At 37.1% G+C, this 23498-nt stretch carries 24 protein-coding genes and 1 other annotated feature; of the genes, 5 read left to right on the forward strand and 19 right to left on the reverse strand.

The annotated features are described in order from the left end of the window. Positions 1-11: 11 nt before the first annotated feature. On the reverse strand, positions 12-554 hold the full coding sequence (gene pyrR, locus F5ESL0260_RS05820; RefSeq protein ID WP_046325086.1) for a bifunctional pyr operon transcriptional regulator/uracil phosphoribosyltransferase PyrR: 543 nt from the start codon (positions 552-554) through the stop codon (positions 12-14). Between the two features lie 196 nt (positions 555-750). Beyond that, positions 751-1674, reverse strand: coding sequence for a dihydroorotate dehydrogenase (locus tag F5ESL0260_RS05825; RefSeq protein WP_122026220.1), 924 nt, complete (start codon positions 1672-1674; stop codon positions 751-753). A 240-nt stretch (positions 1675-1914) separates the two neighbouring features. Between F5ESL0260_RS05825 and pyrF the strand changes: the two genes are divergently transcribed. Both pyrF and pyrE read left to right on the forward strand, forming a co-directional pair. Continuing rightward, complete coding sequence (pyrF, locus tag F5ESL0260_RS05830; protein WP_122026221.1) at positions 1915-2622, forward strand: orotidine-5'-phosphate decarboxylase; 708 nt, start codon at positions 1915-1917, stop codon at positions 2620-2622. Beyond that, positions 2622-3257: an orotate phosphoribosyltransferase gene (gene pyrE, locus F5ESL0260_RS05835; RefSeq protein ID WP_110446258.1), complete on the forward strand. Its 636-nt coding sequence runs from the start codon at positions 2622-2624 to the stop codon at positions 3255-3257. The genes pyrF and pyrE overlap by 1 nt, the downstream gene beginning before the upstream one ends. A 91-nt stretch (positions 3258-3348) precedes the next feature. Here the strand turns inward: pyrE and F5ESL0260_RS05840 are convergent, their stop codons facing one another. From F5ESL0260_RS05840 to F5ESL0260_RS05885, 10 genes are all read right to left on the reverse strand, one after another. Continuing rightward, positions 3349-4533, reverse strand: coding sequence for an MFS transporter (locus F5ESL0260_RS05840; RefSeq protein ID WP_122026222.1), 1185 nt, complete (start codon positions 4531-4533; stop codon positions 3349-3351). A 252-nt stretch (positions 4534-4785) separates the two neighbouring features. Further along, positions 4786-6123 carry a type I glutamate--ammonia ligase gene (glnA, locus tag F5ESL0260_RS05845; RefSeq protein WP_122026223.1) on the reverse strand — a complete coding sequence of 446 codons (1338 nt, stop codon included), beginning with the start codon at positions 6121-6123 and terminating at the stop codon, positions 4786-4788. Positions 6124-6284: 161 nt separating this feature from the next. Continuing rightward, on the reverse strand, positions 6285-7544 hold the full coding sequence (locus F5ESL0260_RS05850; RefSeq protein ID WP_122026224.1) for a methionine gamma-lyase family protein: 1260 nt from the start codon (positions 7542-7544) through the stop codon (positions 6285-6287). After that, on the reverse strand, positions 7537-8457 hold the full coding sequence (gene miaA / locus F5ESL0260_RS05855) for a tRNA (adenosine(37)-N6)-dimethylallyltransferase MiaA (RefSeq protein ID WP_122026225.1): 921 nt from the start codon (positions 8455-8457) through the stop codon (positions 7537-7539). Before miaA ends, F5ESL0260_RS05850 begins: the two co-directional genes overlap by 8 nt. 69 nt (positions 8458-8526) lie before the next feature. Beyond that, positions 8527-8931: a rhodanese-like domain-containing protein gene (locus tag F5ESL0260_RS05860; RefSeq protein ID WP_046325094.1), complete on the reverse strand. Its 405-nt coding sequence runs from the start codon at positions 8929-8931 to the stop codon at positions 8527-8529. 50 nt (positions 8932-8981) lie between these two features. Beyond that, positions 8982-9200: a YqgQ family protein gene (locus F5ESL0260_RS05865; protein ID WP_046325095.1), complete on the reverse strand. Its 219-nt coding sequence runs from the start codon at positions 9198-9200 to the stop codon at positions 8982-8984. Then, on the reverse strand, positions 9200-9880 hold the full coding sequence (locus F5ESL0260_RS05870) for a rhomboid family intramembrane serine protease (RefSeq protein WP_110446263.1): 681 nt from the start codon (positions 9878-9880) through the stop codon (positions 9200-9202). Before F5ESL0260_RS05870 ends, F5ESL0260_RS05865 begins: the two co-directional genes overlap by 1 nt. Positions 9881-9891: 11 nt before the next feature. Beyond that, complete coding sequence (locus F5ESL0260_RS05875) at positions 9892-10464, reverse strand: 5-formyltetrahydrofolate cyclo-ligase (RefSeq protein ID WP_122026226.1); 573 nt, start codon at positions 10462-10464, stop codon at positions 9892-9894. Positions 10465-10517: 53 nt separating this feature from the next. Next, positions 10518-10667, reverse strand: a complete 150-nt coding sequence (gene rpmG / locus F5ESL0260_RS05880; RefSeq protein ID WP_081945351.1) for a 50S ribosomal protein L33 — start codon at positions 10665-10667, stop codon at positions 10518-10520. Between the two features lie 82 nt (positions 10668-10749). Then, the gene (locus F5ESL0260_RS05885) at positions 10750-12777 is read right to left on the reverse strand and encodes a peptidoglycan D,D-transpeptidase FtsI family protein (protein ID WP_370448589.1); all 2028 of its coding nucleotides are present in this window, start codon (positions 12775-12777) and stop codon (positions 10750-10752) included. Between the two features lie 284 nt (positions 12778-13061). On the opposite strand from F5ESL0260_RS05885, the gene F5ESL0260_RS05890 reads away from it, so the two are divergent. Next, on the forward strand, positions 13062-13976 hold the full coding sequence (locus F5ESL0260_RS05890) for an N-acetylglucosamine kinase (protein ID WP_046325099.1): 915 nt from the start codon (positions 13062-13064) through the stop codon (positions 13974-13976). 108 nt (positions 13977-14084) lie between these two features. Here the strand turns inward: F5ESL0260_RS05890 and greA are convergent, their stop codons facing one another. The 5 genes from greA to F5ESL0260_RS05915 all read right to left on the reverse strand — a co-directional run bounded on the left by greA (position 14085) and on the right by F5ESL0260_RS05915 (position 19602). Beyond that, positions 14085-14564 carry a transcription elongation factor GreA gene (gene greA, locus F5ESL0260_RS05895; protein ID WP_046325100.1) on the reverse strand — a complete coding sequence of 160 codons (480 nt, stop codon included), beginning with the start codon at positions 14562-14564 and terminating at the stop codon, positions 14085-14087. Positions 14565-14641: 77 nt separating this feature from the next. Next, the gene (gene pheT / locus F5ESL0260_RS05900) at positions 14642-17059 is read right to left on the reverse strand and encodes a phenylalanine--tRNA ligase subunit beta (RefSeq protein ID WP_122026227.1); all 2418 of its coding nucleotides are present in this window, start codon (positions 17057-17059) and stop codon (positions 14642-14644) included. Continuing rightward, positions 17059-18108: a phenylalanine--tRNA ligase subunit alpha gene (gene pheS, locus F5ESL0260_RS05905; RefSeq protein WP_046325102.1), complete on the reverse strand. Its 1050-nt coding sequence runs from the start codon at positions 18106-18108 to the stop codon at positions 17059-17061. Before pheS ends, pheT begins: the two co-directional genes overlap by 1 nt. A gap of 40 nt (positions 18109-18148) precedes the next feature. Then, positions 18149-18354: a binding site (T-box leader), on the reverse strand. 48 nt (positions 18355-18402) lie between these two features. Beyond that, a complete protein-coding gene (locus tag F5ESL0260_RS05910; RefSeq protein WP_046325103.1) occupies positions 18403-18753 on the reverse strand; it encodes a helix-turn-helix domain-containing protein in 351 nt (116 codons plus the stop codon). A 78-nt stretch (positions 18754-18831) separates the two neighbouring features. Then, the gene (locus tag F5ESL0260_RS05915; protein WP_122026228.1) at positions 18832-19602 is read right to left on the reverse strand and encodes an RNA methyltransferase; all 771 of its coding nucleotides are present in this window, start codon (positions 19600-19602) and stop codon (positions 18832-18834) included. A 91-nt stretch (positions 19603-19693) separates the two neighbouring features. On the opposite strand from F5ESL0260_RS05915, the gene F5ESL0260_RS05920 reads away from it, so the two are divergent. Then, positions 19694-20026, forward strand: a complete 333-nt coding sequence (locus tag F5ESL0260_RS05920) for an acylphosphatase (protein WP_122026229.1) — start codon at positions 19694-19696, stop codon at positions 20024-20026. Between the two features lie 34 nt (positions 20027-20060). Then, positions 20061-21026 carry a membrane protein insertase YidC gene (gene yidC, locus F5ESL0260_RS05925; RefSeq protein WP_122026230.1) on the forward strand — a complete coding sequence of 322 codons (966 nt, stop codon included), beginning with the start codon at positions 20061-20063 and terminating at the stop codon, positions 21024-21026. Between the two features lie 94 nt (positions 21027-21120). On the opposite strand, the gene F5ESL0260_RS05930 is transcribed toward yidC, so the two are convergent. Together F5ESL0260_RS05930 and F5ESL0260_RS05935 are read right to left on the reverse strand one after the other, a co-directional pair. Continuing rightward, a complete protein-coding gene (locus tag F5ESL0260_RS05930; protein WP_199700509.1) occupies positions 21121-22677 on the reverse strand; it encodes a HAMP domain-containing histidine kinase in 1557 nt (518 codons plus the stop codon). After that, positions 22664-23377, reverse strand: a complete 714-nt coding sequence (locus tag F5ESL0260_RS05935) for a response regulator transcription factor (RefSeq protein WP_046325108.1) — start codon at positions 23375-23377, stop codon at positions 22664-22666. The genes F5ESL0260_RS05930 and F5ESL0260_RS05935 overlap by 14 nt, the downstream gene beginning before the upstream one ends. Between the last annotated feature and the right edge of the window lie 121 nt (positions 23378-23498).

Genomic DNA, 23498 nt, shown 5'->3' on the forward strand with positions numbered 1-23498 from the left:
GAATTGATTTCTTATTGCGGCAATGGTTTTAATTCTACATTGTCTTTATTATCAATTTCTTCTACATGGACTGCAATTTCTTCATGTGAAGAAGTTGGAACATTTTTACCAACAAAGTCTGCTCGAATTGGCAGTTCACGGTGACCGCGATCAACCAAAGCAGCAACAGCAATGGAACTAGGTCTGCCTTTGTCCATCAAAGCATCCATCGCTGCTCTAATCGTTCGACCGGTAAAAATCACGTCATCAACTAAAATTACGTGCTTATTACTAATTTCAACACCTAATTCTTTAGAATTAACAACAGGATCCAGCTTCAATGATGCATCATGACGATCATCACGATATAAGGTAATATCAAGCTGACCTAGCGGTACATCAACACCTTCAAGTTTTTCAATTCGATCATGAATTCGTTGAGCTAAATAAACACCACGAGTTTTAATTCCTATAAGAACTAAATTCTCAGTACCTTTATTGCGCTCAATAATTTCATAAGTAATTCTGGTTAGCGCTCTTTTCATTGCAGATGCGTCCCAAATTTCTTTTGTCATCTTTTTTCTCCTACTAGTGCTTTGCCCATAAAAAAACACTTAATCTGCCTGAGACTAAGCGTTTCGTAAAAGTCAATACTTAATTGAGCTTTCCTTACTAGCCTCTCGGGACTAACTTAAAAGGACATCTATTTAAATATACTTGCTAAAGCAATAGTTGTCAATAGTAAAGCTGCATATTGACAAGTCGGGTTTATTAATTAAATTCAACCTGTCCTACCAGTTCATTGATATCTTTGACTCCGAGTTTCTCTAAAAGCTGCGGCAATTGGTGTGCAATATGCGGGCAAGCCAAAGGGTCTTTAAAATGCGCACTACCTACTTCGACTGCGTTAGCACCAGCCAGCATAAATTCCACTACATCTTCGGCTGAGCTAATGCCACCCATACCAATGATGGGCAACTGGGAATTTTTTCTTACCTGATTAATCTGGTATAAGGCAATTGGTTTAACAGCGGGACCAGAATAACCGCCATAATTATTTCCCAAAAGAGGTTTACGCGTTTCAATGTTAATGCGCATTCCGGTTATCGTATTGATCAGTGATAAGCCATCCGCGCCGCCTGCTTCAGCAGCTTGTGCAATTGCGGTTATATCCGTTACATTGGGTGTTAACTTGACAAAAATAGGCAAGTTAACAACCTGTTTTATAGCAGCAGTTAATTCTTCAACTAATTCGGGATGAACTCCAAAGGTCATTCCACCCTGAGCAACATTAGGACAAGAGACATTAATTTCCAGGGCATCAACCATTTTGGACTGCGATAGTTTTTGCGCAACTTCAATATAGCCTTCTTTACTTTCACCACCGACACTGGCAATCAAAGGAAGTTGGGGATATTGTTTTTTGATTGCCGGTAATTTATTACCAATAACATTATCTACTCCTGGATTGGTCAATCCAACCGAATTTAAAACTCCCTTATCTACAACCGCGATCTGCGGTTGCGGATTACCTAAACGAGCTTTCGGGGTAGTCGTTTTAATAACTAGCGCCCCTAACTCATTCAAGTCAAAGTTTTTTGCTGCTGGTACGTCACCAAATCCGAATGTGCCACTTGCCGGCATTACCGGGTTCTTTAAGTTAAGACCGGGTAATTTAACACTAATATTGGTCATTTTATCCTCCCAAAATGTAAGCTCTCTGTCAGTACAATTATTTTGGCTATATTTTACACAATTTTTTAACCTTTTAAAATAAAATTTGGTTGTATTTTTTAAATAAAAATGGTAATCTCAATGATGATAAACTTTAAACGGTACAGAGAGACCGCAAGTTGAAAACATGACTCAAATTTTAGCTAGTCTATTTTGATGCACTCTCGTACCAAAATAGGCTTTTTTTCGTGGAGGTTTTTAATGAAAAAAGCAGTATTTGTGGCTTTGGACTATGATAACCAAAAAGAAGTGCAAAAATTACTGGCAAATCTGGGTCGGCCCGAGGAAACGTACCTAAAAATCGGCATGGAACTTTACTATCATTATGGCGCAGGTTTAGTTACCAAACTGGTTAAACAAGGTTACCATATTTTTTTAGACCTTAAATTACATGATATTCCAAACACGGTATATCGAGCTGCAAGACAGATAGCGCATTTGGGTGTCTACTGCACAACCATTCATGCTTTAGGGGGCAGTGAAATGATCACTGCCGCCAAGAACGGTTTAAAGGATGGCACAGCTCAAGGTAGTGAAGTGCCAAAGTTACTAGCAGTAACAGAACTAACTTCAATTACTGCAAAAGTCCTGTCTACTGAGCAAAATTGTTCTTTGTCAATGCCCGAACAAGTTGTCAGCTTAGCCCAAACCGCCAAAAAAGCCGGAGCTGATGGCGTGATCTGTTCACCGCTTGAAGTGAAAAATCTGAGAAAGAAAATTGGCTCTGATTTTTTATACGTTACACCAGGAATTAGATTAACTAATAAATCTAATGATGATCAAAAGCGGATTGCAACTCCACAGAAAGCCAAAGAATTTGGCTCCAGCGCAATTGTAGTTGGTCGTCCGATTACCCAAGCAAAAAATCCTGCTCAAATATATCATGAAATTAAAAAGGAGTTTGAATAATGTATCAAGATCAAATCATTAACAAATTAGTTGAAAAGAAGATTATTACAATATCCCCTAACAAGCCATACACTTATGCAAGTGGAATGCTATCACCTGTTTATACAGATTTAAGATTAACGGTTTCTTATCCAGATTTACGCGACTGGATTGCCTCAGATTTAGCAGCTCTTATTAAAGAAAAGTATCCAGATGTAAGTATCATTGGCGGGGTTGCGACGGCTGGCATTCCTCATGCTGCATGGGTTGCTGCTAAATTAAAATTACCAATGATTTATGTACGGCCAAAGCCCAAAGATCACGGTAAGGGTAAGCAAATCGAAGGTCTTTTTACTGAAAATGATCGGATTGTTCTAATTGATGATTTAATTACCACCGGTGGATCAGTTATTAACGCAGTGAAAGCCACTGAAAAAGAGGGCGGTCATGTGATCGGGGTAAGCTCAATATTCACCTATTATTTAAAGGATACCACAGCTAATTTTGCTCAAGCCGGTGTTGATTATAGTCCGCTATTAACATACCCAGAACTGCTGCAAAAAGAAAAAGAAATGAATTATATAAATGCCAAAGAATATGAAGCTTTAAAAACTTGGCATGAAGACCCGTGGGCATGGGGTGAAAAGTTTCAGTAAAAAGTAGTTTCAATATTTTAACATGCATTAAAACTGGCTAAGTTTGCACAAAAAACAAGCTTAGTCAGTTTCTTTTTATTCAAAATTTAACTTAATGATGCCTAATTGCACTGTTTAGACGAGTACGGTAATGTAAATAGATCAATATCATAAATGGTACTAAGATTAATTGCACCAAATAAAAATATTTAGCCGGTAACAAATCATTCACAAAGCCCATGATTATCGGTCCAAAAGCCATACCAATATCTAGCCCCAAGTAAAATGTACTACTTGCTAGGCCCTGCTCACTAATTGGTGCCAAAAGCATTGCAGTTGACTGCAAAACAGAATACATTAAACCGTATCCTACTGCCATAAAAGCGGCCGCCAGACCCATTAAAAAATTATTTTTCATTGTGGCCAATAAAATAAGATATATCAAGGTAGCTGCAACACTCACCCAAAACCAGGTACCGAATTTGACAGTATCAAACAGATTTTTAAGTGTAGTTCTAATAAGCAATAATACTACGGCATATATTAAAAAGTACGAGCCCACATTTATATTAAGATGCTGCTCTTCAGCATAAGTTACAAGGTCTGCCTGAGTGGAGAAATAAGGAAAAGCAAATAAGGTAGTAAGCATTGCTATGGGCAATACATTTTTTTGAATAATTTTAATGTGCAGTAATGAATTCTGTGCTTGAGATTTATTAATATTTTGCGGTTTTGCTTTATTTCCTACAAACTGAATCATAATGACCATCAAACAGGCAGAAATGCCGGAAGCAATAATCGCTAACCTGTACCCGGTTTTTTGATAAATATTAATTGCTAACGCTGGAGCGATAGCCATAGCCAGAGCATTCATCAAGCCGTAAAATCCCATTGCTTGACCGACATGAGCACGCGGTACCAAAAAAGCAAGCCAGGTAGTCATACAAACGGTGCAAAGAACGTAGCCCGAACCATTAATTAAACGAAAAAGAAGTAGCCAACTGCTTGTAGGCGCCAACACATAGCCAATTACTCCGACTACAATTAAAACTCCCCCAACAAAGGATAAACGATATTTGGAAAATCTATCCGTTAAATTACCAGCAATCGGGCGCAAAAACATCGCAGCAATACTCATAATTCCCACAATTATCCCCGCAAAAGCACTACTAGCACCTAAACTTTTGGCGTAACCATTGATTAAAGGATTTACAAACATCGTACTAAACATAAAAAAGAACGAAGCTGCCATAACTAATATTACGTCTTTAGTATATATTCTTTTTCTTTTTACCATTTTTACCTCTTATACTTAAAACCCAACTCATTTATTTTATCACTTAAATTCATTTGATTTTTCCAACAGTTTATAATGAATATATTATTTTGCGTTTAATGCTAGTTTATTAGCTTTTTTTCATCCGCTAAGCAGGTTGCTTATAAAAACTGTCAAAACAAAAATGCCAAGCTAACCATAGCTTGACATAAAGATCTTTAATTAATTTATTACCCAGATTCAGAAATAGTTTCTATACTAGAGCAAGTTAGTTTAGTAACCCATATAACGATTTCTTTCCCAGTCAGAAACCGTTTGAGTATATTGGGACCATTCCAATTCTTTAGAATCAATAAAGCTTTGAGTTAAATGTTCTCCTAAAGCGTCTTGAATTAACTTGTCTTTCTTAAATGCTTTAAGGGCATTATGCAAAGTCGAAGGCAATGGTTTAATCCCCATTTCATTACGTTGCTTTTCACTTAAAGTAAATAAGTTGCAAGTAATTGGTTCCATCGGCATTTTTTCTTCCTTAATTCCTGCCATACCAGCACTTAAGCAAGCAGCCAAAAGCAAATATGGGTTGGCAGTAGGATCAGCTGAACGCATTTCAAGACGAGTATTCAATTCACCAGCAGCCGGTACTCGAACCATTGGTGAACGATTCTTTGAAGCCCAAGAAATATATACCGGTGCCTCAAAACCAGGAATTAAACGTTTATAAGAATTAACAGTGGGGTTACCGACAGCTGTAATTGCACGAGCATGTTCCAAAATACCATTTAAGAAGTACAAAGCCGTTTTTGACAAATGATACTCGTTGTTTTCATCATAAAAGGCGTTTTTATTACCCTTAAATAATGACATATTAGTGTGCATGCCATTTCCTGCTTGGCCTTGTAAAGGCTTAGCCATAAATGTCGCAAACAAGCCATGCCGCTTAGCAATCTCTCGTACAATCATTTTAAAAGTTTGAACACGGTCGGCCGTTGTTAAAGCATCATCAAACCTAAAGTCAATTTCCTGCTGACCGTCTCCAACTTCATGGTGAGCAGCTTCTACTTCAAAGCCGATACTCTCTAAAGTTTCAACAATATCTCGACGGCAGCTCGCACTTTCATCATTTGAAGTTAAATCAAAATATGAGGCATGGTCAGGAACTTCTGTCGTCCAATTGCCGTTTTGATCAAGTTTAAGTAAATGAAATTCCGCTTCAAACCCGATGTCAAAAGCCGTAAAACCCATTTCCTTCATCTGGCCAATGATTCTTTTGAGATTATTACGTGGATCTCCAGCAAAAGGTTTACCATCTGTGGTATGAACTGAACATGTTAAACAGCCAATTTTACCACCTGCGCTGTCATCCCAAGGTAAAACGGACCAAGTGGAAAAATCAGGATATAATATCATATCACTTTCTTCCAAACGAACAAATCCGTCGATTGAAGAACCATCAAAGCGGACATCATTACTCAAAACTTTGTCTAGCTGACTATTTGGAACTTCAACTGCTTTAAGAGTTCCGTTAATATCTGTAAAAGCTAGTCTAATAAATCTGACATCTTCTTCTGCTACACTTTTTCTGATGTCATCTGCTGAAATTTTCTTTGTCATGCTTCTCCACCTAAAAAATCATACAATAATTGGTATAGTCTTAATCGGAATTATATTCCTCATTTAAAACTAGATATAAGATTAGCAAATGATTAAAACATTGTAAAGTGGTCTAACACAAAATATTAAAACTTTACCAAAGTTTTACTTTACATTTATGATTATCTATTATTTGTTTTGAAAAATAATTCGTTAACTGCATTAGTAATCGCTATTTTCACATGGGCATAGGTCAATCCACCCTGCATGTATAAAGCATATGGTGGCCTGATTGGGCCATCTCCAGAAAATTCAATGCTGGCACCCTCAACAAAGGAACCATCTGCCATGATCACTTGATCCTCATATCCGGTGTCATTACTTGGTATCGGATCCACAAATGAATTAATGGGCGAGTTTTCCTGTAAAGCTTTAGCGAACCTGATCATTTTATCTTTATTATGAAAAATAACGGTCTGAATTAAGTCGGTTCTGTCTTCATTCCATTTAGGAGAAACTTCTAACCCCATCTTTTCTAAAAGTGCAGACGCATAAATTGCACCCTTAATGGCATTGCCAGTAACGCTCGGAGATATAAACAAGCCTTCAAAATAATCTAAATTGTTATTTAAGCTGGCACCTTCTTCTCTACCTATTCCGCCAGCTGTAAGACGGACCGCTGTGTTTTCAATTAACTCATGTTTACCAACAACATAACCACCAATTTTGGCTAAACCACCACCAGCATTTTTGATTAAAGAGCCTGCCATTAAATCAGCACCATATTCTGTAGGTTCATGTTTTTCTGAAAATTCCCCATAACAATTATCAACAAAAATAATGCTCTTAGGTGAAACCTCCCTAATCATAGCAATCATCGGCTTAATCTTACTTACAGTGAAGCTAGGCCTAGTATTATAACCACGTGAACGCTGGATGACTACCATTTTAGGTTGATGATCTGCAAGCAATTTGCGGGCAGAAGCAAAATCAACACTGCCATCGGGTAATAAATCAACGTGAGAGAATTTTACTCCATATGCTTTTAAACTGCCCCTGCCATTACCGGCAATTCCGATAACTTGTTGCAAAGTGTCATAAGGCATACCGGTTAAGTACGTTAATTCATCACCTGGCAATAAATTACCAGCCATGGCTGTAGCCAAAGTGTGAGTGCCAGAAACAAATTGTGAACGTACTAAAGCATCTTCTGTGTGAAAAATTTGGGCGTAAATACGATCAAGTTTATCTCGTCCACTGTCATCGGAGCCATAACCGGTACTGCCAATCAAATCCGATTCAGCTACAGCCTTGTCTTTAAACGCCTGTAAAACTTTATTTTGATTAAAAAGAATGTTTTGCTCAATTTTTGCCAGCTGCGGCTCAATCTTTTTATCAATATCACTTACAATTTCTTGTAATTCTTTTGGCCAATTATTCATTTAACCATTCCTCAACTTTCTGTAAAATCTCTTGCACACAATTTGAATCAGCTAAAGGATCAAACCAGTAAACGGGTAACTGGTGGTGAAAATATGTCAGCTGTCTTTTAGCATATCTTCTTGAAGCTCTTTTTAAATTTTTAATACAATTTTCCAGTTTATCCTGACCAGCAAAATAAGGAAAAAATTCTTTATAGCCAATAGCCTGTAAAATAGTATATTCTTGGTCACGATTTTGATAGACAAAACGGGCCTCGTCAAGTAAGCCCTCGTCCATCATTTGATCAACACGTTTATTAATCCTAGAGTAAATTTCTGGACGTGCAGAATTTAATCCAATAATAAAATACTGGTATCGCGGTTCAATTTTATCCTGTTGTTCTGAAAATTTATGTCCTGTACGATCAATTACCGTTAAAGCTCTTAAAACTCTACGTGAATTGTTTAACGGAATTTTTTGAGCAGCTACCGGATCGCGTTTTTTTAGTTCTTGCCAAAGCGCCGTCTTATCGTTTTTATTTAAATAATCCTGCCATTTATCTGATACAGCTGCATTTTCTTTATTCGGCTCACCTAATTGCAATTTATTAAGCAAAGCATTAACGTAAAAGCCAGTGCCACCGACCAACAAAGGCACTTTATTTTTCTGCACTATTTGCTCAATGGCTTTTTCTGCCTGGGTAACAAAATCAACTACTGAATAAGGTTTAAAAATTGTTTGAGTGTCGACCAAATAATGTGGTACTAATTTTTGTTCTGTAGGAGTTGCCTTAGCGGTTCCAATTGCGACCTCTCTGTAGACCTGCATGGAATCACCTGAAATTATTTCAGCATTAATTTTCTGAGCAAGCTCAATTGCCAAAGCAGTTTTACCAATAGCTGTCGGCCCGACGAGAGCTAAAACTTTTTGCATAATCACATTCTCATTCATGAATAACATAGAAAAAACACGTTTGATCAGTGCAACAAACATGTTTTTTATTTAATATTTAGATTTCTTGGTGCGTCCATCCCACTCATCAAAACCATTCTTCAACCATTTAATTGAAGAAAAATGCTTTTTTTGTAAAAATCTGGCAGCACGTAAAGTAACTGATAAAGAGTCGGAGTACAAATAAACAGGTAAATCTGCTCTCAATTCAGTATATTGGTATTTAAGCATTGTGTAAGGCAAGTTTCTGGCTCCATCAATATGTTTTCGTTTAAAAGGAGCTTTTTCACGTAAATCTACCACTTGCGCTTTACGCATTCCCTTATTAAATTCTTCGTTGGTTAAATCTCCATTACCCAAGCGTTTAGTTTGTATTTTATTCCATAGCCAAACTGCCACAAAAGCTAATATGATAACAATTAAAACTACGTCTAGAATAAGTAAAAAAGATGACATAAGTTGTATTTCTCCCACTAAAATTTTAAAAACTGCTGCACATAAACAATCTAATATTTATGCTTATCTTTATTGTGGCGCTCTTCATACTCATATTCACGTCGCAATATTAATTTAGCGACTAAATAATCATGCTGGTCAATTAAGTGTGAATGGTTAATGTTGTCAAGTTCAAGTGCCATCAACTCAATGTCCCAGATTCTTTTGCCTACATGAACAAAAATACCATATTTTTCAAGAAGTTGCTGCACATCATACAAAGTTTTCATTATAAATTGATTACCATGCCCATCCTGACAGTTGCTACACAATAAATAATTAGTAAACAAAGAGCGATAACACGTTTTTTAACTGAGTATTGCCTTAACGTTTTTTCACCCAGGATTATTGCAACTAAAAATCCCATAGCGAATCCGCCAATGTGACCAGGTATATCAATATTAGGTGCAAACAAATCAATTACTATATTGATTAAAGCCAGCCAAAATGATTGTTTTCCAAGGTAAACCAATATAGGGTTGGCGCGATTTTGCAAAGCAATTGCCGTCATAGCACCAAATAATCCAAATAAGGCCGTCGAAGCGCCAGCACTAATAGCATTATCATTGCCCCAGGCTAAGCTTAATAAGTTACCCCCTATACCAGAAAGAAGATATATTATTAAAAAGCGCCAATGACCAATAATGGTTTCCATGTACATTCCAAGATAATAGATCATAACCGCGTTAGAAACCAGATGCATAATTCCCATATGCAAAAATTGGGCCGTAAACAGACGCCACCACTGATTGCCTATGACAACGGCATCATTCTTCATGGCTCCCATTTTCATGAGGACATAAATATTTTCTGAACCACCAATGGCCGTTTCAATTAAAAATACTAGTAAAAGGACGGCTAATATACTGACGGTTATGTAACAACTTTTCAGGTTTTGTCGCTGATTCATTATAGCCTCAATTAATTCGTTAGAATGGATTCCGGAGTAATAATTGTTTGAATAGCTATATCGGTCGCTTCCACTTTCCAGGAGGCTGTCTTAAAAATCATCTGGGAATTGGCCAAAGCTACCGTTTTAGAATTAGGATGCTTTGACAAAAAACGGTCATAGTAACCTCCGCCAAATCCCAAACGTTGATGTGAATCCAATGCAAAGGCTAGTCCAGGAACAATAATCAAATCTAAATCATTGTTGATTTGAGCATTCGGCTCATTTACTTCTTCAACACCAAATTTTGACTTGGTTAATTTCGTCATATAACTATAATAGATAAAATCTTGAGTACGTTCAGCATTATCATTTGCACGTGCTAAGTAAACGTCCTTACCTTGATCCCATAACTGAGCAATCAAACCTGAAGTGTCAACTTCATAACTCAAGGAGGAGGTTATGCCAATGCTTTGACAATTACTAATGATCTCAGAGTTCATAATACTTTTAAGCAAAACCTGATCTTCAGCATCTTTTTCTGCCGTTTCAGCAAATTTGCTCAAATTTTCAATTTGTTGTTGTCTTATTTCTTTTTTTGTCATGATTCTTCCATATAAAAAATAGCAGGAGCATAGGCTCCTACTATATTAGTTTATTACTTAGTTTCACGATGAAGAGTAGTATGTCTTTCTACTGGGCAATACTTCTTCAAACTTAAACGTTCCGGATGCTTACGCTTGTTTTTCTTAGATAAGTAACTTCTATCGCCACATTCGGTGCATTCCAAAATGATGTTATCTGCCATTTCTTTCACCACCTACGCTTTTATTCTGACTGTATTATCTTAGCATTTTTCTATTATTATTACCAGTAATATTAACAAAATTCTATTTTTTATGTAATTTAAAGTAGTCCTGGACCATCGCTTTAGTCATTTGTAATGTATAGGACCCTTCCAATTTGGGATCCAGCCCGGGAAAAATCACAGCTGTAGCAATTTCAGGGTTATTTGACGGTGCATAACCAACAAAAGTAGCATTGACTAGTTCTGGTGGATTTTTCTGATTAGGATTATCAGGATCGTAATAAAATGTTTGGGCTGTTCCCGATTTTCCCGAAATAGATGGTTTTACTTTTTTCAGTTTATGAGCGGTACCCCAAGAATTTGTACCATGAACAACACGCCAGAAGCCCTGCCTGATGATGTTAAGCTCATCTTGAGTCCAAGGTATGCGTAATTGTACCTGCGGTTTTTTGTTATAGTCAATATAAACTTTTTTGCCATTATTTGCGGTTCTACCAACCGACTGCACGACATAAGGCTGCATGCGATAGCCCCCATTGGCTATCGTTGAAACATATTGTGCCATTTGGATAAGTGTATAAGCATCATAGTTACCATATGATAAGTCAAGTACAGAACCTGAAAGAACTAATCCCTGATCGTTGAAAGATCTACCTTGAATACCCGATATTTCCCCTGGTAAATCAATTCCAGTCTTTTGACCCAAACCAAACATATTAAAATTATGGCGCAAAGTTTCAAAGGCTGTTTGAGGCATAGTGATCTTTATTTTAGGAACATAAGACGCATTAACCCATTTCATTGCCAAATGCATCATGTAAATATTACTGGAAACTTCTAGGGCAGTTTCAGCGTCTAAAGCGCTAAAAGTACCAATTGGATATACTGACTTTTTGACCGGCGTACTAGGTAAATAAACAGGGGTATCAGGCATTACATTATTGGTAGGAGTAATTACTTTATTTATTAATCCGCCACTTACCATTGCGCCTTTAACTGCCGAACCCATGACAAACGATTGATTAATAACGCCTAGTGCATTATTGGTAGTTTTATTTTTCTTAGGGTCACGACTGATTCCCGCCATAGCCAAAATTGCGCCAGTTTTAGGATTCATAGCAATGGCATATGCACCATTTGAATAGTGAGCGGCACCTGACCCAATGGCAGAAGCATAGATTTTTTCTAATGAACTTTGAACCTGTTTTTGATATTGAGCATCAAGGGTCAAAACTAAACTTGCCCCAGCCTGCCCGGAATAAACCGCTTTTGACTGTTCAATATCTCCTGAATTCTTAGTCCAAACTTTGCTGGTTGATTTAGTTCCTTTGAGCAGGGGTTCATATTTTTCTTCCAAATACGATGTGCCTACCCGATCATTGCGCGAATAACCATTTGTTAAGTAATATTGTAAGTTATCACTAGGCAAGCCGGCTTTTTCTGTTGATACAGAACCAATAATACTGCGAATAGACGAACCATTAGGATAAGATCTTTGCCAGTCAGTTCCAATACCCACACCAGGAAGCTCTGAAAGGTGCTCACCCACCTCAGCAATTTCTTTATCTGTTAAATGATTATTTTTAATATAGATTGTAGAAAGAGTATAAGCACCAGAAATTTTATTATAAATTAATGCCGCTGTTTTCTCACGTGCATTCAGCTTAATGTGTTCTGCACTAACCTGTTCTTGGATTTTTTGATTAATTAAATTGTCATCCTGAGTAGCTCTGACAGATTTAGGAACTTTGGCAGATTCTTTTGCACTATTTTCCTTATTTGCCAAATAATAATCAATTACTTGTTGTTCAGTCGGCTGCTCATCCTTGATAGAAATATAATGACTAAGAGAGTTGGAAATTGTATAGATATCCTCAGTTGTAGTTGAAACGCTTTTGGTATACGTAATGGCATTTTTAGCCTTATTTCCTACCAGTACACGGCCTTTATTGTCATACATAACACCGCGGGGAACTTGACTGGAAACTATAGCCGAATTAGATTTTTGTACTTCAGCTTTAAAGCGTGAGCCATAACCTATTTGTAAATAAGCCAGCTGTCCAATCAAAGCCGCAAAAAGAACAAAAATGATACCCAAAATTATCTTCATTCTGATTGGAGTAGAAGCTTGTTTTTTGGCATTATTATTTTTAGTTTTCAGTTTTTTCTTGAAAAAATTCACTTAGCCTCAACCTCACTAAACTAGTGTAATTTTAACAAAAACTAGAGTACAAATCTATTGAGATGGTAACGTTTTGGAAAAACTTTAAGATAGAATACTTATTGACCAGAAAAGCCAAAACTGCACACAAATACTTTTGCGAAAAATCTTCAGTATTTTTTCTAAATGTAATAAAATAAAAGTGGGATAAAATATAGAAAGAAGATCAAACTATGACACTTAAATATCTTATTGGAGTTGATGCTGGAGGAACGCACACTACAGCAATAGCTTATGACTTAAAAGGGCAAAAACTGGCAGAGGCTCAAGCCGGTCCTGGACAAGTAAATACAGACTATAATAATGCCATTACTAACATCACAAAAGCAATCAACGAATTAGTTGATGAAATTGATGGAGATTGTCAACGGATTCTCTGTGGAATGGCTGGTTTATCAGTTATCGGTCACGCGCCAGAAGTAGCCGCTGAAATCTCTGCCAAGGTTGATAACCTGCCAACCAGAGCAGTTACCGACTCTCTCCTGGCTCTTTATAATGGCCTTGAAGGAGAAGATGGTGGTCTGGTTATTGCTGGTACTGGTTCCGTTTTCAATGGCTTACAGCATGGCAGCATTATCACCACTGGTGGCTATGGTTCCATTTTAGGTGATGAAGGCTCAGGCTATGCTATCTCTCTAAGTGCTTTAAAATCTGCTTTACTTAGTTGGGATAAACGAGAAGACAACGAATTAATTGGCATGTTTAATAAACTGTTTAAAGTCGATAATTTAAATGATGCTACTGCCAAGTTTTATAAAACCAGCAATTCTGATTTTGCCTCAATGGCTGTGAGCGTGGCACAATTAGCTGATAAAGGTGATCCTTTCGCTTCAGCTGTAATAAAGGAGCAGGCTGAATTGCTTGCAAGAGATATTACAATCGGAATGGACCGGTATGAAGAGCCTAAGCCAATGAAAATTGCGCTGACTGGTTCTGTACTAGCCAATAACCAAATGTTGCGTAACTTCTTAGAAGACAAAGTTCATGAAAAATATCCACAAGCCCAATTTTCAATTTCTAACGGTGAAAATGCTCGTGGTGTTATCTTTGATAAAAGCAAGGACTACCGCTACTTTACTAGTCATTAAATTTAAAAATAAAAAAGACCGGACGATTACCGCTTCTCTTGTGGAAGGCTAACTGTTCTGGTCTTTTTGTTTTTATAAGCCTTAGCTAAAATAACTCTGTCAAACTAGTTATTTTTCTTCAACTTTATTGATTACTACATCAAATTTGCCACCAGGTGTTGAAATAGTTACTGTTTCACCTTTTTTCTTACCCAAAATTGCTTGTGCAATCGGTGAATCATTAGAAATCTTACCATTCATTGGATCAGATTCGTCACTACCAACAATTGTATATGTCTCCGGTTCATCTTCACCAACTTCAGTATAGGTAACAGTTTTACCTACAGCAACTTCATCAGGATCACTGGCATTAGCATCTACAACATGAGCGTACTTAAGCATGTCTTCAACAACACTAATGCGGTCTTCAAGATGGCTTTGCTCGTCTTTGGCTGCATCATATTCCGAGTTTTCGGATAAATCGCCATAAGAACGGGCAACCTTGATTCTTTCAATTACTTCTGGCCGCTTTACTACTTTTAAATTTTTTAATTCTGCTTCAAGTTTTTCTTTACCTTCAGCAGTCATCGGATATGATTTTTCAGGCATAAAACTTTCTACTCCTTAAAGTTAAAATTCTTTTTGCATTGGTCTATGATATTCACTTAAACGTTTAATGTCAATAATTAACGTATTTCTACTTTAAGTTGTTTTTCGAGGCTAGCATCAATAGAATTCATTGCTTTATTAACGATTTCATCAGTTAATGTGTCATTTTCATTGAGAAATGTTAAACGATAAGCAAAGCTCTTTTTATCTTCAGCAATGTGAGAACCGCGATAGACATCAATAATACGGAGGTTATAGAGATATTTTCCACCATTTGCTTTAATAACATCCTCAACAGCTTGATTGGTTACGTCTTTATCTACTAAAATTGACAGATCGCGTTCAACTGCAGGAAACTTAGGAGCGCTTTGAGCAGTAGTCTGCGGATTAAGAATTAACGGAATAATGTCATCAAGATTCAATTCGTAGCCGTAAATTTCGCTATCTTTCATTGCCTTATTAGATTGGGTCACTGGACGATCCAGCATACCAATCATGCCCACATATTTGTTTTTAATGTAAATGCCGGCTGTTCTAGTAGGATGCATGTACATGATTACTTCAGCCCGGTATTCAACATCATTCAAATTAATTCCCAGAGCTAAGAACAGATTAGTCAATTGACCTTTAACATAAAAGAAATCAATTTTTTCATTATCATTCTGCCAGTTTTCAAAATAAACGCTACCGCTATACAGTGCAGCTAAATGTTCATGCTCATTATATTTGTTATTTTCAAAATCATAGACACGTCCTTGTTCAAAAATTGCTAACTGATTTTGCTTACGTGCCATATTGTAGCTTGCGGCATCGACCAAACCCGTCATTAAGTTTTGTCTTAAAGTTGAACGATTGGAATTTAAAGGCATTTGGACTTCAACGGGCTTTTTAGGTTCCTTGGAAAAGCCAATTGCTTTTTCAAGCGAGGTTAATGAATAGGAAATAGCTTCAATTAAGCCTTGACCTTGAACTACATTTTTAATACGTCTAATAGTTTCTTCTTTTTTAGAATAGCCGCCATGTGTTTCTGCTAGGACTGGTTGGGTAGACTTAATATTATCATAGCCGTATAAACGTCCTACTTCCTCAACCAGATCAGCAGGAATAGCAATATCCCAGCGCCTTGCGGGTACGTCGACAACTAAATTGTCACCGTTAATTTCAATTTTAAAATTCAAGCGGGCAAAAATGGCAGCAATTTCTGCAGAGGAGATCTCAGTACCCAACACTTTATTGATATAGGAGATTGTTGTAGTAATTTTTGTTGCTTGACGTTTTTCAGAACTGCCTGTAATGACGCCTTCATTAATTGTTCCAGAAGCATCATTGCGTAAAAGAAGCGCAGCCATATCTAACGCCCTGGTAGTGGCATCCCAATTAACGCCTTTTTCATAACGACTAGAGGCTTCTGTTCTATTGGCATGGCGCAGAGCGGCTTTCCTAATTAAAGTAGGATCAAAAATAGCAGATTCTAATAATACATCTGTAGTGTCTGGTTCAATTTCTGAATTAAGACCTCCCATTACACCTGCCATCATTACCACATCTTCACCATTGGTGATGACAATGTCGTTAGGATCAAGATCAACTTCTTTGTTATTTAACAAAGTTAGTTTTTCATCTTTGTTAGCTTTTCTAACTACTAGTTTGTTTGTTTTAAAAGCGCGCGCATCATAACTATGCATCGGTTGACCGGTTAAAAGCATAATATAGTTGGTCACATCAACAACATTGTTAATAGGTCTTATTCCAGCATTCCAAAGTCGTCTTTGGAGCCATAGAGGGCTATCAGCAATTTTGACATTACTAATTTTGCGCAAGTAAAATTTAGGTGCAAGCTGGGAATCAACATCGACAGTAAAATCGTTGGTCCAATGTGGGCCATCTTCTTTAACAACTACGTCTTCAACTTTAACCGGTACATCAGTGATGGCGCCAACTTCATACGCCGAGCCTTCCATTGACAATGTGTCCGCACGGTTAGGAGTAATGTCAAAGTCAAAAATATAGTCATCCATTCCCAGTAGTTCAAAAGCTGAATCTCCGGGTTTTATTTCTGCATCCTGAGGAAAAACATAGATACCATCCGTGTACTTTTCTGGTACCAAATTATCTGGAAAACCTATTTCTTGTAAGCCACAAATCATACCGTTTGATTCATTGCCCCGCAATTTAGTTTTCTTGATTTTAACATTATCGGCAATTCTAGCTCCCGGTAAAGCTACCACAACGTCTTCTCCGGCAGCCACATTAGGAGCTCCGCAAACAATTTGGTATGGTTCTGCTTCTCCTACATCAACGTGAGTTAAATTTAAGTGCGTACCAGAAATTGGTTTGCAGTCAATAATATGACCTACTACCAACTTCTTCATCCCATCTTCAGGGTGTTTAACTTCTGCTACTTCAACACCTGTCCGAGTTATTTTTTCAGCCAAATCATTAGGATCCTGGTCCAACTTAATAAAATCCTTTAGCCAATTGTATGAAACTAGCATTATCTTTCCTCCCTACTGAACTGTTCCAAGAAGCGGACATCATTTGTGTAAAAATCACGAATGTCATCAATACCATATTTAAGAATAGCGAAACGATCCAATCCTACACCAAAAGCAAAACCGCCATATACATTGGAATCAATTCCAGCATTTTCTATCACATTAGGGTGAACCATTCCGGCACCTAATACTTCAATCCAACCTGTATATTTACAAATTGAACAGCCTTTGCCATTGCAATTGAAGCAGGAAACGTCCATTTCTACAGAAGGTTCAGTAAAAGGAAAGTAACTAGGACGAAGGCGGGTTTCGCGATCTTGACCAAAAACATGCTTGGCCATGAGTTCTAGAGTTCCCTTTAAGTCCCCCATCGTAATGTTCTTATCAACTACTAAGCCTTCCATCTGCATAAACTGATGGGAGTGAGTGGCATCATCATCATCGCGACGATACACTTTACCGGGCCCCACCATTTTTAAAGGACCTTTAGCAAAATCATGTTTTTCTAGAACTCGTGCCTGATCACCTGAAGTTTGTGAACGCAATAAGTTATCAGAATCAATGTAGAAAGTTTCCTGCATGTCCCTTGCTGGATGGTCTTTAGGCAAGTTCATCATTTCGAAGCAGTAGTGGTCAGTTTCTATTTCTGGTCCCTGCACGACTTCATAACCCATACCAATAAAGTATTTTTCCAAGTCATCCAAAATAATATTAATTGGGTGCTTAGCGCCAAGGTGCATTTCTCTTCCGGGTAACGTAACGTCTATTTTTTCTTTGTTTAACTGCTCTTCTACTAATGCCTCTACTATCTCTGTTTTAGCATCATCCAGCTTGCTGTTAAAAAGATCACGTAATTTATTAACACGTTGTCCTACTTCACGTCTATCACTGGGATCAATATCTTTCATTGAATGGAGGATTTCAGTTAATTCACTTTTGCGACCAGTTAATTTAACGCGAACATCATTTAACATTTCCTCGTTCTTAGCCTTATCGATCTCTACCAGACCTTTTTCACGCAGCTCTTTTAACCTGTCAAACAAGTCCATAAAAATTTTCCTTTCAAATCAAACAAAAAAGCTTCATCCCAAAAGGGACGAAGCTTCGCGGTACCACCCTAGTTTGGACAACAAAAATGTCCACACTTTCAATTTCGCTAACGGTGAATACCGGAATGGATTAGATTCTACTAGTAAGATGAAATTCACAGTTCCGTTTAAACTTTTCTTTCAGCTCAATAAAAAAGTTTCTCTGACTAAATGATTGCTGCTACTAGTCTTACTCTTTGTAATTAGTTAATAGAATATAACTTTTTGGAAAAACATGCAAGCGAATATGCGAAATTAAACCCATTTATCAGCCCAACCATGAATCTGATCGAAAACAGGTTTTAATTCAGCCCCTTTTTTGGTCAGACTATAAGAGATAATCTTTGTTTTGCTATCAACGGAGCGATTAACAATATTTTCCTTTTCCAGCTCCTTCAGTCTTTCAACCAAAACACGATCAGAGCAAGGCAATACACATTGAGCCAAGTCTTTAAAGCGCATATAATCACCAGCACATAAAGAACTAATGATTAGTCCATTCCACTTTTTGCCAATAATTTTGAATGCGTTAATAAAATGTTCGCAGTATTCGTAATTAGGAGCACCACAATCCGCACAGCGTTTGTCCTTAATACCTTGAGTCATGATATCGTCCTCCCACAAGAAAGCTTAACTTTGTCTTTTATTATATTAAATATACTTACTAAAAACAAGTGTTAGCAGTTAAGCAAAATAATAGATTATAATACCCGCAGCTACGGCTGCATTTAAAGATTCAGCTTTGCCCTTAATAGGAATATATAACTTTTCATCACTCATTTCTGCTATTTCTGAAGTAACACCATGAGCTTCGTTGCCAATAACCAAACCTAATTGGGGCACCTTATTAAACTGAGACAATTGCTTAGCATTTTTATCCAGCATACTAGAATATACAGGTATCGAATTATCTTGCATTTCTTTAATAACCTCTGTTAGATCCTGCATAATTAATTTAACATGAAACTGACTTCCTTGCATTGCCCTTTGAGTTTTAGGATTGTAGATATCAACACTTGCAGGAGAAAAAACAACACCATCAAAGCCAGCAGCATCTGCCGTCCTGATAATGGTACCTACATTACCAGGATCAGCCAAATGGTCTAAAAGAACCCACTTGCCAAAATTAACCTGATAGTCATGAGGTTGGGTAATTTTTAAGACCATAAAAATATCCTGCGAATTTTTGGTACTAGAAAGGTGATGAGCAATAGCCGAATTTATTATAAAAGTTTTCTTACTGGTTATTACTTCAGGAAAATTTTCTTTAATTTTAGTGATTGCCGCAGCACTTCCTAGCAGATAAAGGTATTTTTCTCCTGCTTTGAGTGCTTCTTCAATTAGGTGAAAACCTTCAATTAAGTATAAATTGTTTTTCTGGCGATACTTTTTTTGTTTTAATTTAGATAAATCTTTTATTAAATTATTGTTTACCGAACTTATTTGTTCTAGCATCTGGAAATCTTCTTTCGTTTTTATCAATATATTTTTTAATTTGAAGCTGCTAAAATGTTAAAATCAAGGAAGCAGTATAGGAAGGATTATTATGGGATTTTTTAACAAACATAAAATTAAAAGAGATAGCAATCCTACCAATGAAACAAGAGAAACCTGGCAATTAACTATCTCAGGTATCGTTCAAGGAGTTGGCTTTCGCTGGAGCGTTTTAAACCTTGCTAAAAAGATGGGATTAGATGGAAACGTGTGCAATAACAGCGATGAAACAGTCACAATTACTTTACAAGCTGAACTGGACAGAGTCAATCAGTTTTGCTCTGAATTACCCAAAAATATTTCGCAATTTGCCCGAATTTCAACTATCAAGAAAGAAAAACTGATAAAAGTGGGCAAAATAACTGGTTTTCATGTATTATATTAGTTATTGGCAAAAAAATAATAATTGGGTGAGTTGAATGAAAAAATTTCGTAAATATATCGGATTAATTGCTATTTGTTTGGCAGTCATGCTAATTGTCACCGCTTGTGCACAGAGTGGCGGAGCTAATAAGCCACCGACGGGCTTTATATATGGGTCGATTTATAAGTTTATTGGCAAGCCTATGCAAAATATCATGCTCTACTTTTCCAATATCATAGGTGGAGCAAATGGAGCCGGTTGGGCCATTATCTTAATGACCCTTGTAGTTAGAATGATTCTTTTGCCTCTAATGCTTAATCAACAAAAGAAATCAACTACACAACAAGAGAAAATGTCTCGTTTACAACCGCAGATGAAATTAATTCAGGATACTATGAAACGTAAGGATCTGAATCAGGACCAGCAAATGACCTTGGCCGGTTGGCAACGAGAACTCTACTCTAAAAACCATTTATCTCTGACCGGTGGGATGGGTTGTTTGCCACTGATTATTCAGTTCCCTATTATGATTGGTATTTATGATGCCGTAATGTACTCCAAGAGCTTGGCTAGTTCGTCATTTTTCGGGATCTCCTTAAGTAGCAGATCAATTTCGGTCACTATTTTGGCTACCATTTTTGCTTTTGCACAAGGATATCTTTCATTGGTGGGAATTCCCCAAGAACAAAAGAAGCAGATGCAGTCAATGATGCTCATGAACCCTATTATGACACTCTTTATCTGTCTTTCCGTTTCAGGTTCCGTTGCCCTCTATTGGGCTGCCGGCAACTTTTTCTCTATTATTCAGCAATTGCTGGTAACATATATCATCACGCCAAAAGTTAAGAAAGAAGTAGATGAAGAATTAAAGCGGGAACCTATTACTGAAGTAGTAACTGAAGAAAAGATTAAGGAATTGATTAATTCACAAGTAAGTTCTCCAGTGCAAACTGAAGAAACCAAAGAATTGCATGAATCTTTACGTAATCGCAACAAAGGTAAGCAACAAAAACGGCCTTAACTGATAAAAGGTATTAAAAAAGACCTGTAGATGTCATAGCATGTTTGTAACTCGCCAAGCATACTAACTGACATACAGGCCTTTTTTATTTATTTTATTTTTTGCTTTTTTCAGCTTCTTCACGCTTGCGCAGCCTTTCAGCCTGAGATTGCGAAAGAGCCTGGAAGTCCATCATAAACTGACTACCTTGTCCCTCAACAGAATCGACGCTAATTTTACCATGATAACTAGTAACTAATTTTTGAGCAATTGATAAACCTAAACCATTACCGCCTTTTTCTCTGGTTCTAGCTTTATCCACTCTATAAAAGCGGTTAAAGATTTTACTTTGTTCTTTTTTGGAAATTCCTTCACCATAGTCTTGCACTATAATGTGAACTTCATCCTGTGACAAGCCAGCTGACACATTCATTTCTTTACGATCCGTAGAGTATTTAACACCGTTGTCAATTAATATGACAAGGAGTTGTTCCAAGTGCCCTTGGTAAATCTGAATTTCTGTATCTTGAGGCAGATCATCCATATCTAACCTGATAGTAAAATCCTTGTGTACCAATGACATATCACCAACCACTCGTTTTAACACCTCTGAGACCTTGGTAACTGCATTAGGATATTGAACATTAATTTGCTCGGCACGAGTTAAGTCCAACATTTCCTGGATAAGATGCTGCATTCTTTTGGCTTCCTGCAGAGAAGCGTCGATAGATTCTGCTAAAATTTGGGGATCATCTTTACCCCAACGCTTGAGCATATTTAAATGTCCTTCAATAACAGCAACCGGTGTGCGTAATTCGTGAGAAACATCTCCCACAAACTCCTTTTGCTGATCAATATAGCGTTGCATACGATCAAGCATTTGGTTGAATGAAACCGCCAGTTCCTGCAATTCATCATGACGGTGAAAATCCCTGATCCTAGCAGTACTATTAGGATCATCATTTACTTCCAAAGCAACATGGGACATTTCCTTAACAGGTTTGACAATATCGCGCACTATTATGTAGGCAACCAATGTGAACAATACAACGGCTATCAATGAAATCCGTACCATCCACTTTAACAAATCCTTCATTAGGCCGTTATAGTATGACATTTTATTTTCAACAATAATATAGCCTGTGATTTTACCAGATTTAGCTGATCTCACTTTTTGATAAGTTAGTAGTTCCTGTTTGCGACTTTTAGTGACACGTGACATTTTATAATCATCCCGAAACTTTTTAAAAGTCGGGATTTTACCGCCATTATCAAAAACATCTTCTCCGTGTAAATTATAAACTACTACATTTAAATCAGGATTAGTCAATGAAGATAGTAGGTCATCATTAAAGGCTCTATTGCCCTGTTGGTCAGATCTAATTGGCGGATTACCTCTCATTACTTCTCTAGCTGACGGTGTGAGAGCAAAAGAAACATTAGCAATCTGCAGTTCAGTTGGAATCCGTGTCAAAGTACTATTAAGTTTAGATATCATTTCATTTGAAGTCTGCTTTTGTTGCACCATGGATTGCTGGCCCACAAATGAGTATATTATTACAGAAAACACCACAAAAGAGACCATAATTGTCAAAGCCACGACAGTTACCCATCTCACGACCAGAGATGAGTGTTTGGTCTCCTTTTTCTTTTGGTTTTTATTCCTTTTCATCGTCCTCATCTCTTACCATGTATCCAGTTCCCCGAACTGTTTTGATATATGATTGCTTACCGGGAACGTCAATTTTATTGCGCAGATAACGCACATAAACTTCTACCACATTAGTTTCAATATTTGAACCGGGGCCCCAAATCTTAGCGAGCAATTGGTCACGGCTGACAACATTATTCTTATTCTTAATTAAAGTCATTAATAAGTTATATTCACGCTTAGTTAGGTCCACTGCTTTGCCATCACCACGGCGAACAATTCTATTTGCGGTCTCAATTGTAAGATCTTTAAACTTTACAACCTTTTTCTCTATTGAATCGTCCGAAGCATCTTTTTCGATTTTTACTCGGCGTAAAACTGCACGCAGACGAGCTAAAAGCTCTTCAATCGCAAATGGCTTAACAATATAATCATCAGCGCCATGATCAAGACCCGAAACGCGATCAATGACGGAATCACGGGCGGTCATCATTATGATAGGAGTACTCTTTACCTGACGCACTCTGCGAGCTATTTCCAAGCCATTAAGGTCAGGCAGCATCAAGTCTAACAAAATCGCATCAAAGTCTTCTTTTAACGCTAAGTCCAAAGCTTTGCGTCCGTTGCCTTCAACAACTGTGTCATACTTTTCGTGTTTTAGCTCAAGTTCAACGAAACGTGCCAAATTCTTTTCATCTTCAACAATTAAGATTCTTGCCATTTTTATTCATCCTTTTTAAAATTTAATTTTGATTAATTTAATTTATATTGTTATTAACAAGTAAAGCATACTTTAAAAGTGCTTTTAAAACAAGATTAAAAACCAGCATTTTGCTAATACT

Origin of the sequence: Lactobacillus sp. ESL0260 (assembly GCF_003692935.1) — a bacterium.
In the GTDB taxonomy this organism is placed as follows: Bacteria; Bacillota; Bacilli; order Lactobacillales; family Lactobacillaceae; genus Lactobacillus; species Lactobacillus melliventris.

Bases quoted from the DNA above. Each gene is read 5' to 3' on its own strand.
- pyrR (WP_046325086.1), bottom strand. From the start codon at position 554: ATGACAAAAGAAATTTGGGACGCATCTGCAATGAAAAGAGCGCTAACC.
- F5ESL0260_RS05825 (WP_122026220.1), bottom strand. From the start codon at position 1,674: ATGACCAATATTAGTGTTAAATTACCCGGTCTTAACTTAAAGAACCCG.
- pyrF (WP_122026221.1), top strand. From the start codon at position 1,915: ATGAAAAAAGCAGTATTTGTGGCTTTGGACTATGATAACCAAAAAGAA.
- pyrE (WP_110446258.1), top strand. From the start codon at position 2,622: ATGTATCAAGATCAAATCATTAACAAATTAGTTGAAAAGAAGATTATT.
- F5ESL0260_RS05840 (WP_122026222.1), bottom strand. From the start codon at position 4,533: ATGGTAAAAAGAAAAAGAATATATACTAAAGACGTAATATTAGTTATG.
- glnA (WP_122026223.1), bottom strand. From the start codon at position 6,123: ATGACAAAGAAAATTTCAGCAGATGACATCAGAAAAAGTGTAGCAGAA.
- F5ESL0260_RS05850 (WP_122026224.1), bottom strand. From the start codon at position 7,544: ATGAATAATTGGCCAAAAGAATTACAAGAAATTGTAAGTGATATTGAT.
- miaA (WP_122026225.1), bottom strand. From the start codon at position 8,457: ATGCAAAAAGTTTTAGCTCTCGTCGGGCCGACAGCTATTGGTAAAACT.
- F5ESL0260_RS05860 (WP_046325094.1), bottom strand. From the start codon at position 8,931: ATGTCATCTTTTTTACTTATTCTAGACGTAGTTTTAATTGTTATCATA.
- F5ESL0260_RS05865 (WP_046325095.1), bottom strand. From the start codon at position 9,200: ATGAAAACTTTGTATGATGTGCAGCAACTTCTTGAAAAATATGGTATT.
- F5ESL0260_RS05870 (WP_110446263.1), bottom strand. From the start codon at position 9,880: ATGAATCAGCGACAAAACCTGAAAAGTTGTTACATAACCGTCAGTATA.
- F5ESL0260_RS05875 (WP_122026226.1), bottom strand. From the start codon at position 10,464: ATGACAAAAAAAGAAATAAGACAACAACAAATTGAAAATTTGAGCAAA.
- rpmG (WP_081945351.1), bottom strand. From the start codon at position 10,667: ATGGCAGATAACATCATTTTGGAATGCACCGAATGTGGCGATAGAAGT.
- F5ESL0260_RS05885 (WP_370448589.1), bottom strand. From the start codon at position 12,777: ATGAAGATAATTTTGGGTATCATTTTTGTTCTTTTTGCGGCTTTGATT.
- F5ESL0260_RS05890 (WP_046325099.1), top strand. From the start codon at position 13,062: ATGACACTTAAATATCTTATTGGAGTTGATGCTGGAGGAACGCACACT.
- greA (WP_046325100.1), bottom strand. From the start codon at position 14,564: ATGCCTGAAAAATCATATCCGATGACTGCTGAAGGTAAAGAAAAACTT.
- pheT (WP_122026227.1), bottom strand. From the start codon at position 17,059: ATGCTAGTTTCATACAATTGGCTAAAGGATTTTATTAAGTTGGACCAG.
- pheS (WP_046325102.1), bottom strand. From the start codon at position 18,108: ATGGACTTGTTTGACAGGTTAAAAGAGCTGCGTGAAAAAGGTCTGGTA.
- F5ESL0260_RS05910 (WP_046325103.1), bottom strand. From the start codon at position 18,753: ATGACTCAAGGTATTAAGGACAAACGCTGTGCGGATTGTGGTGCTCCT.
- F5ESL0260_RS05915 (WP_122026228.1), bottom strand. From the start codon at position 19,602: ATGCTAGAACAAATAAGTTCGGTAAACAATAATTTAATAAAAGATTTA.
- F5ESL0260_RS05920 (WP_122026229.1), top strand. From the start codon at position 19,694: ATGGGATTTTTTAACAAACATAAAATTAAAAGAGATAGCAATCCTACC.
- yidC (WP_122026230.1), top strand. From the start codon at position 20,061: ATGAAAAAATTTCGTAAATATATCGGATTAATTGCTATTTGTTTGGCA.
- F5ESL0260_RS05930 (WP_199700509.1), bottom strand. From the start codon at position 22,677: ATGAAAAGGAATAAAAACCAAAAGAAAAAGGAGACCAAACACTCATCT.
- F5ESL0260_RS05935 (WP_046325108.1), bottom strand. From the start codon at position 23,377: ATGGCAAGAATCTTAATTGTTGAAGATGAAAAGAATTTGGCACGTTTC.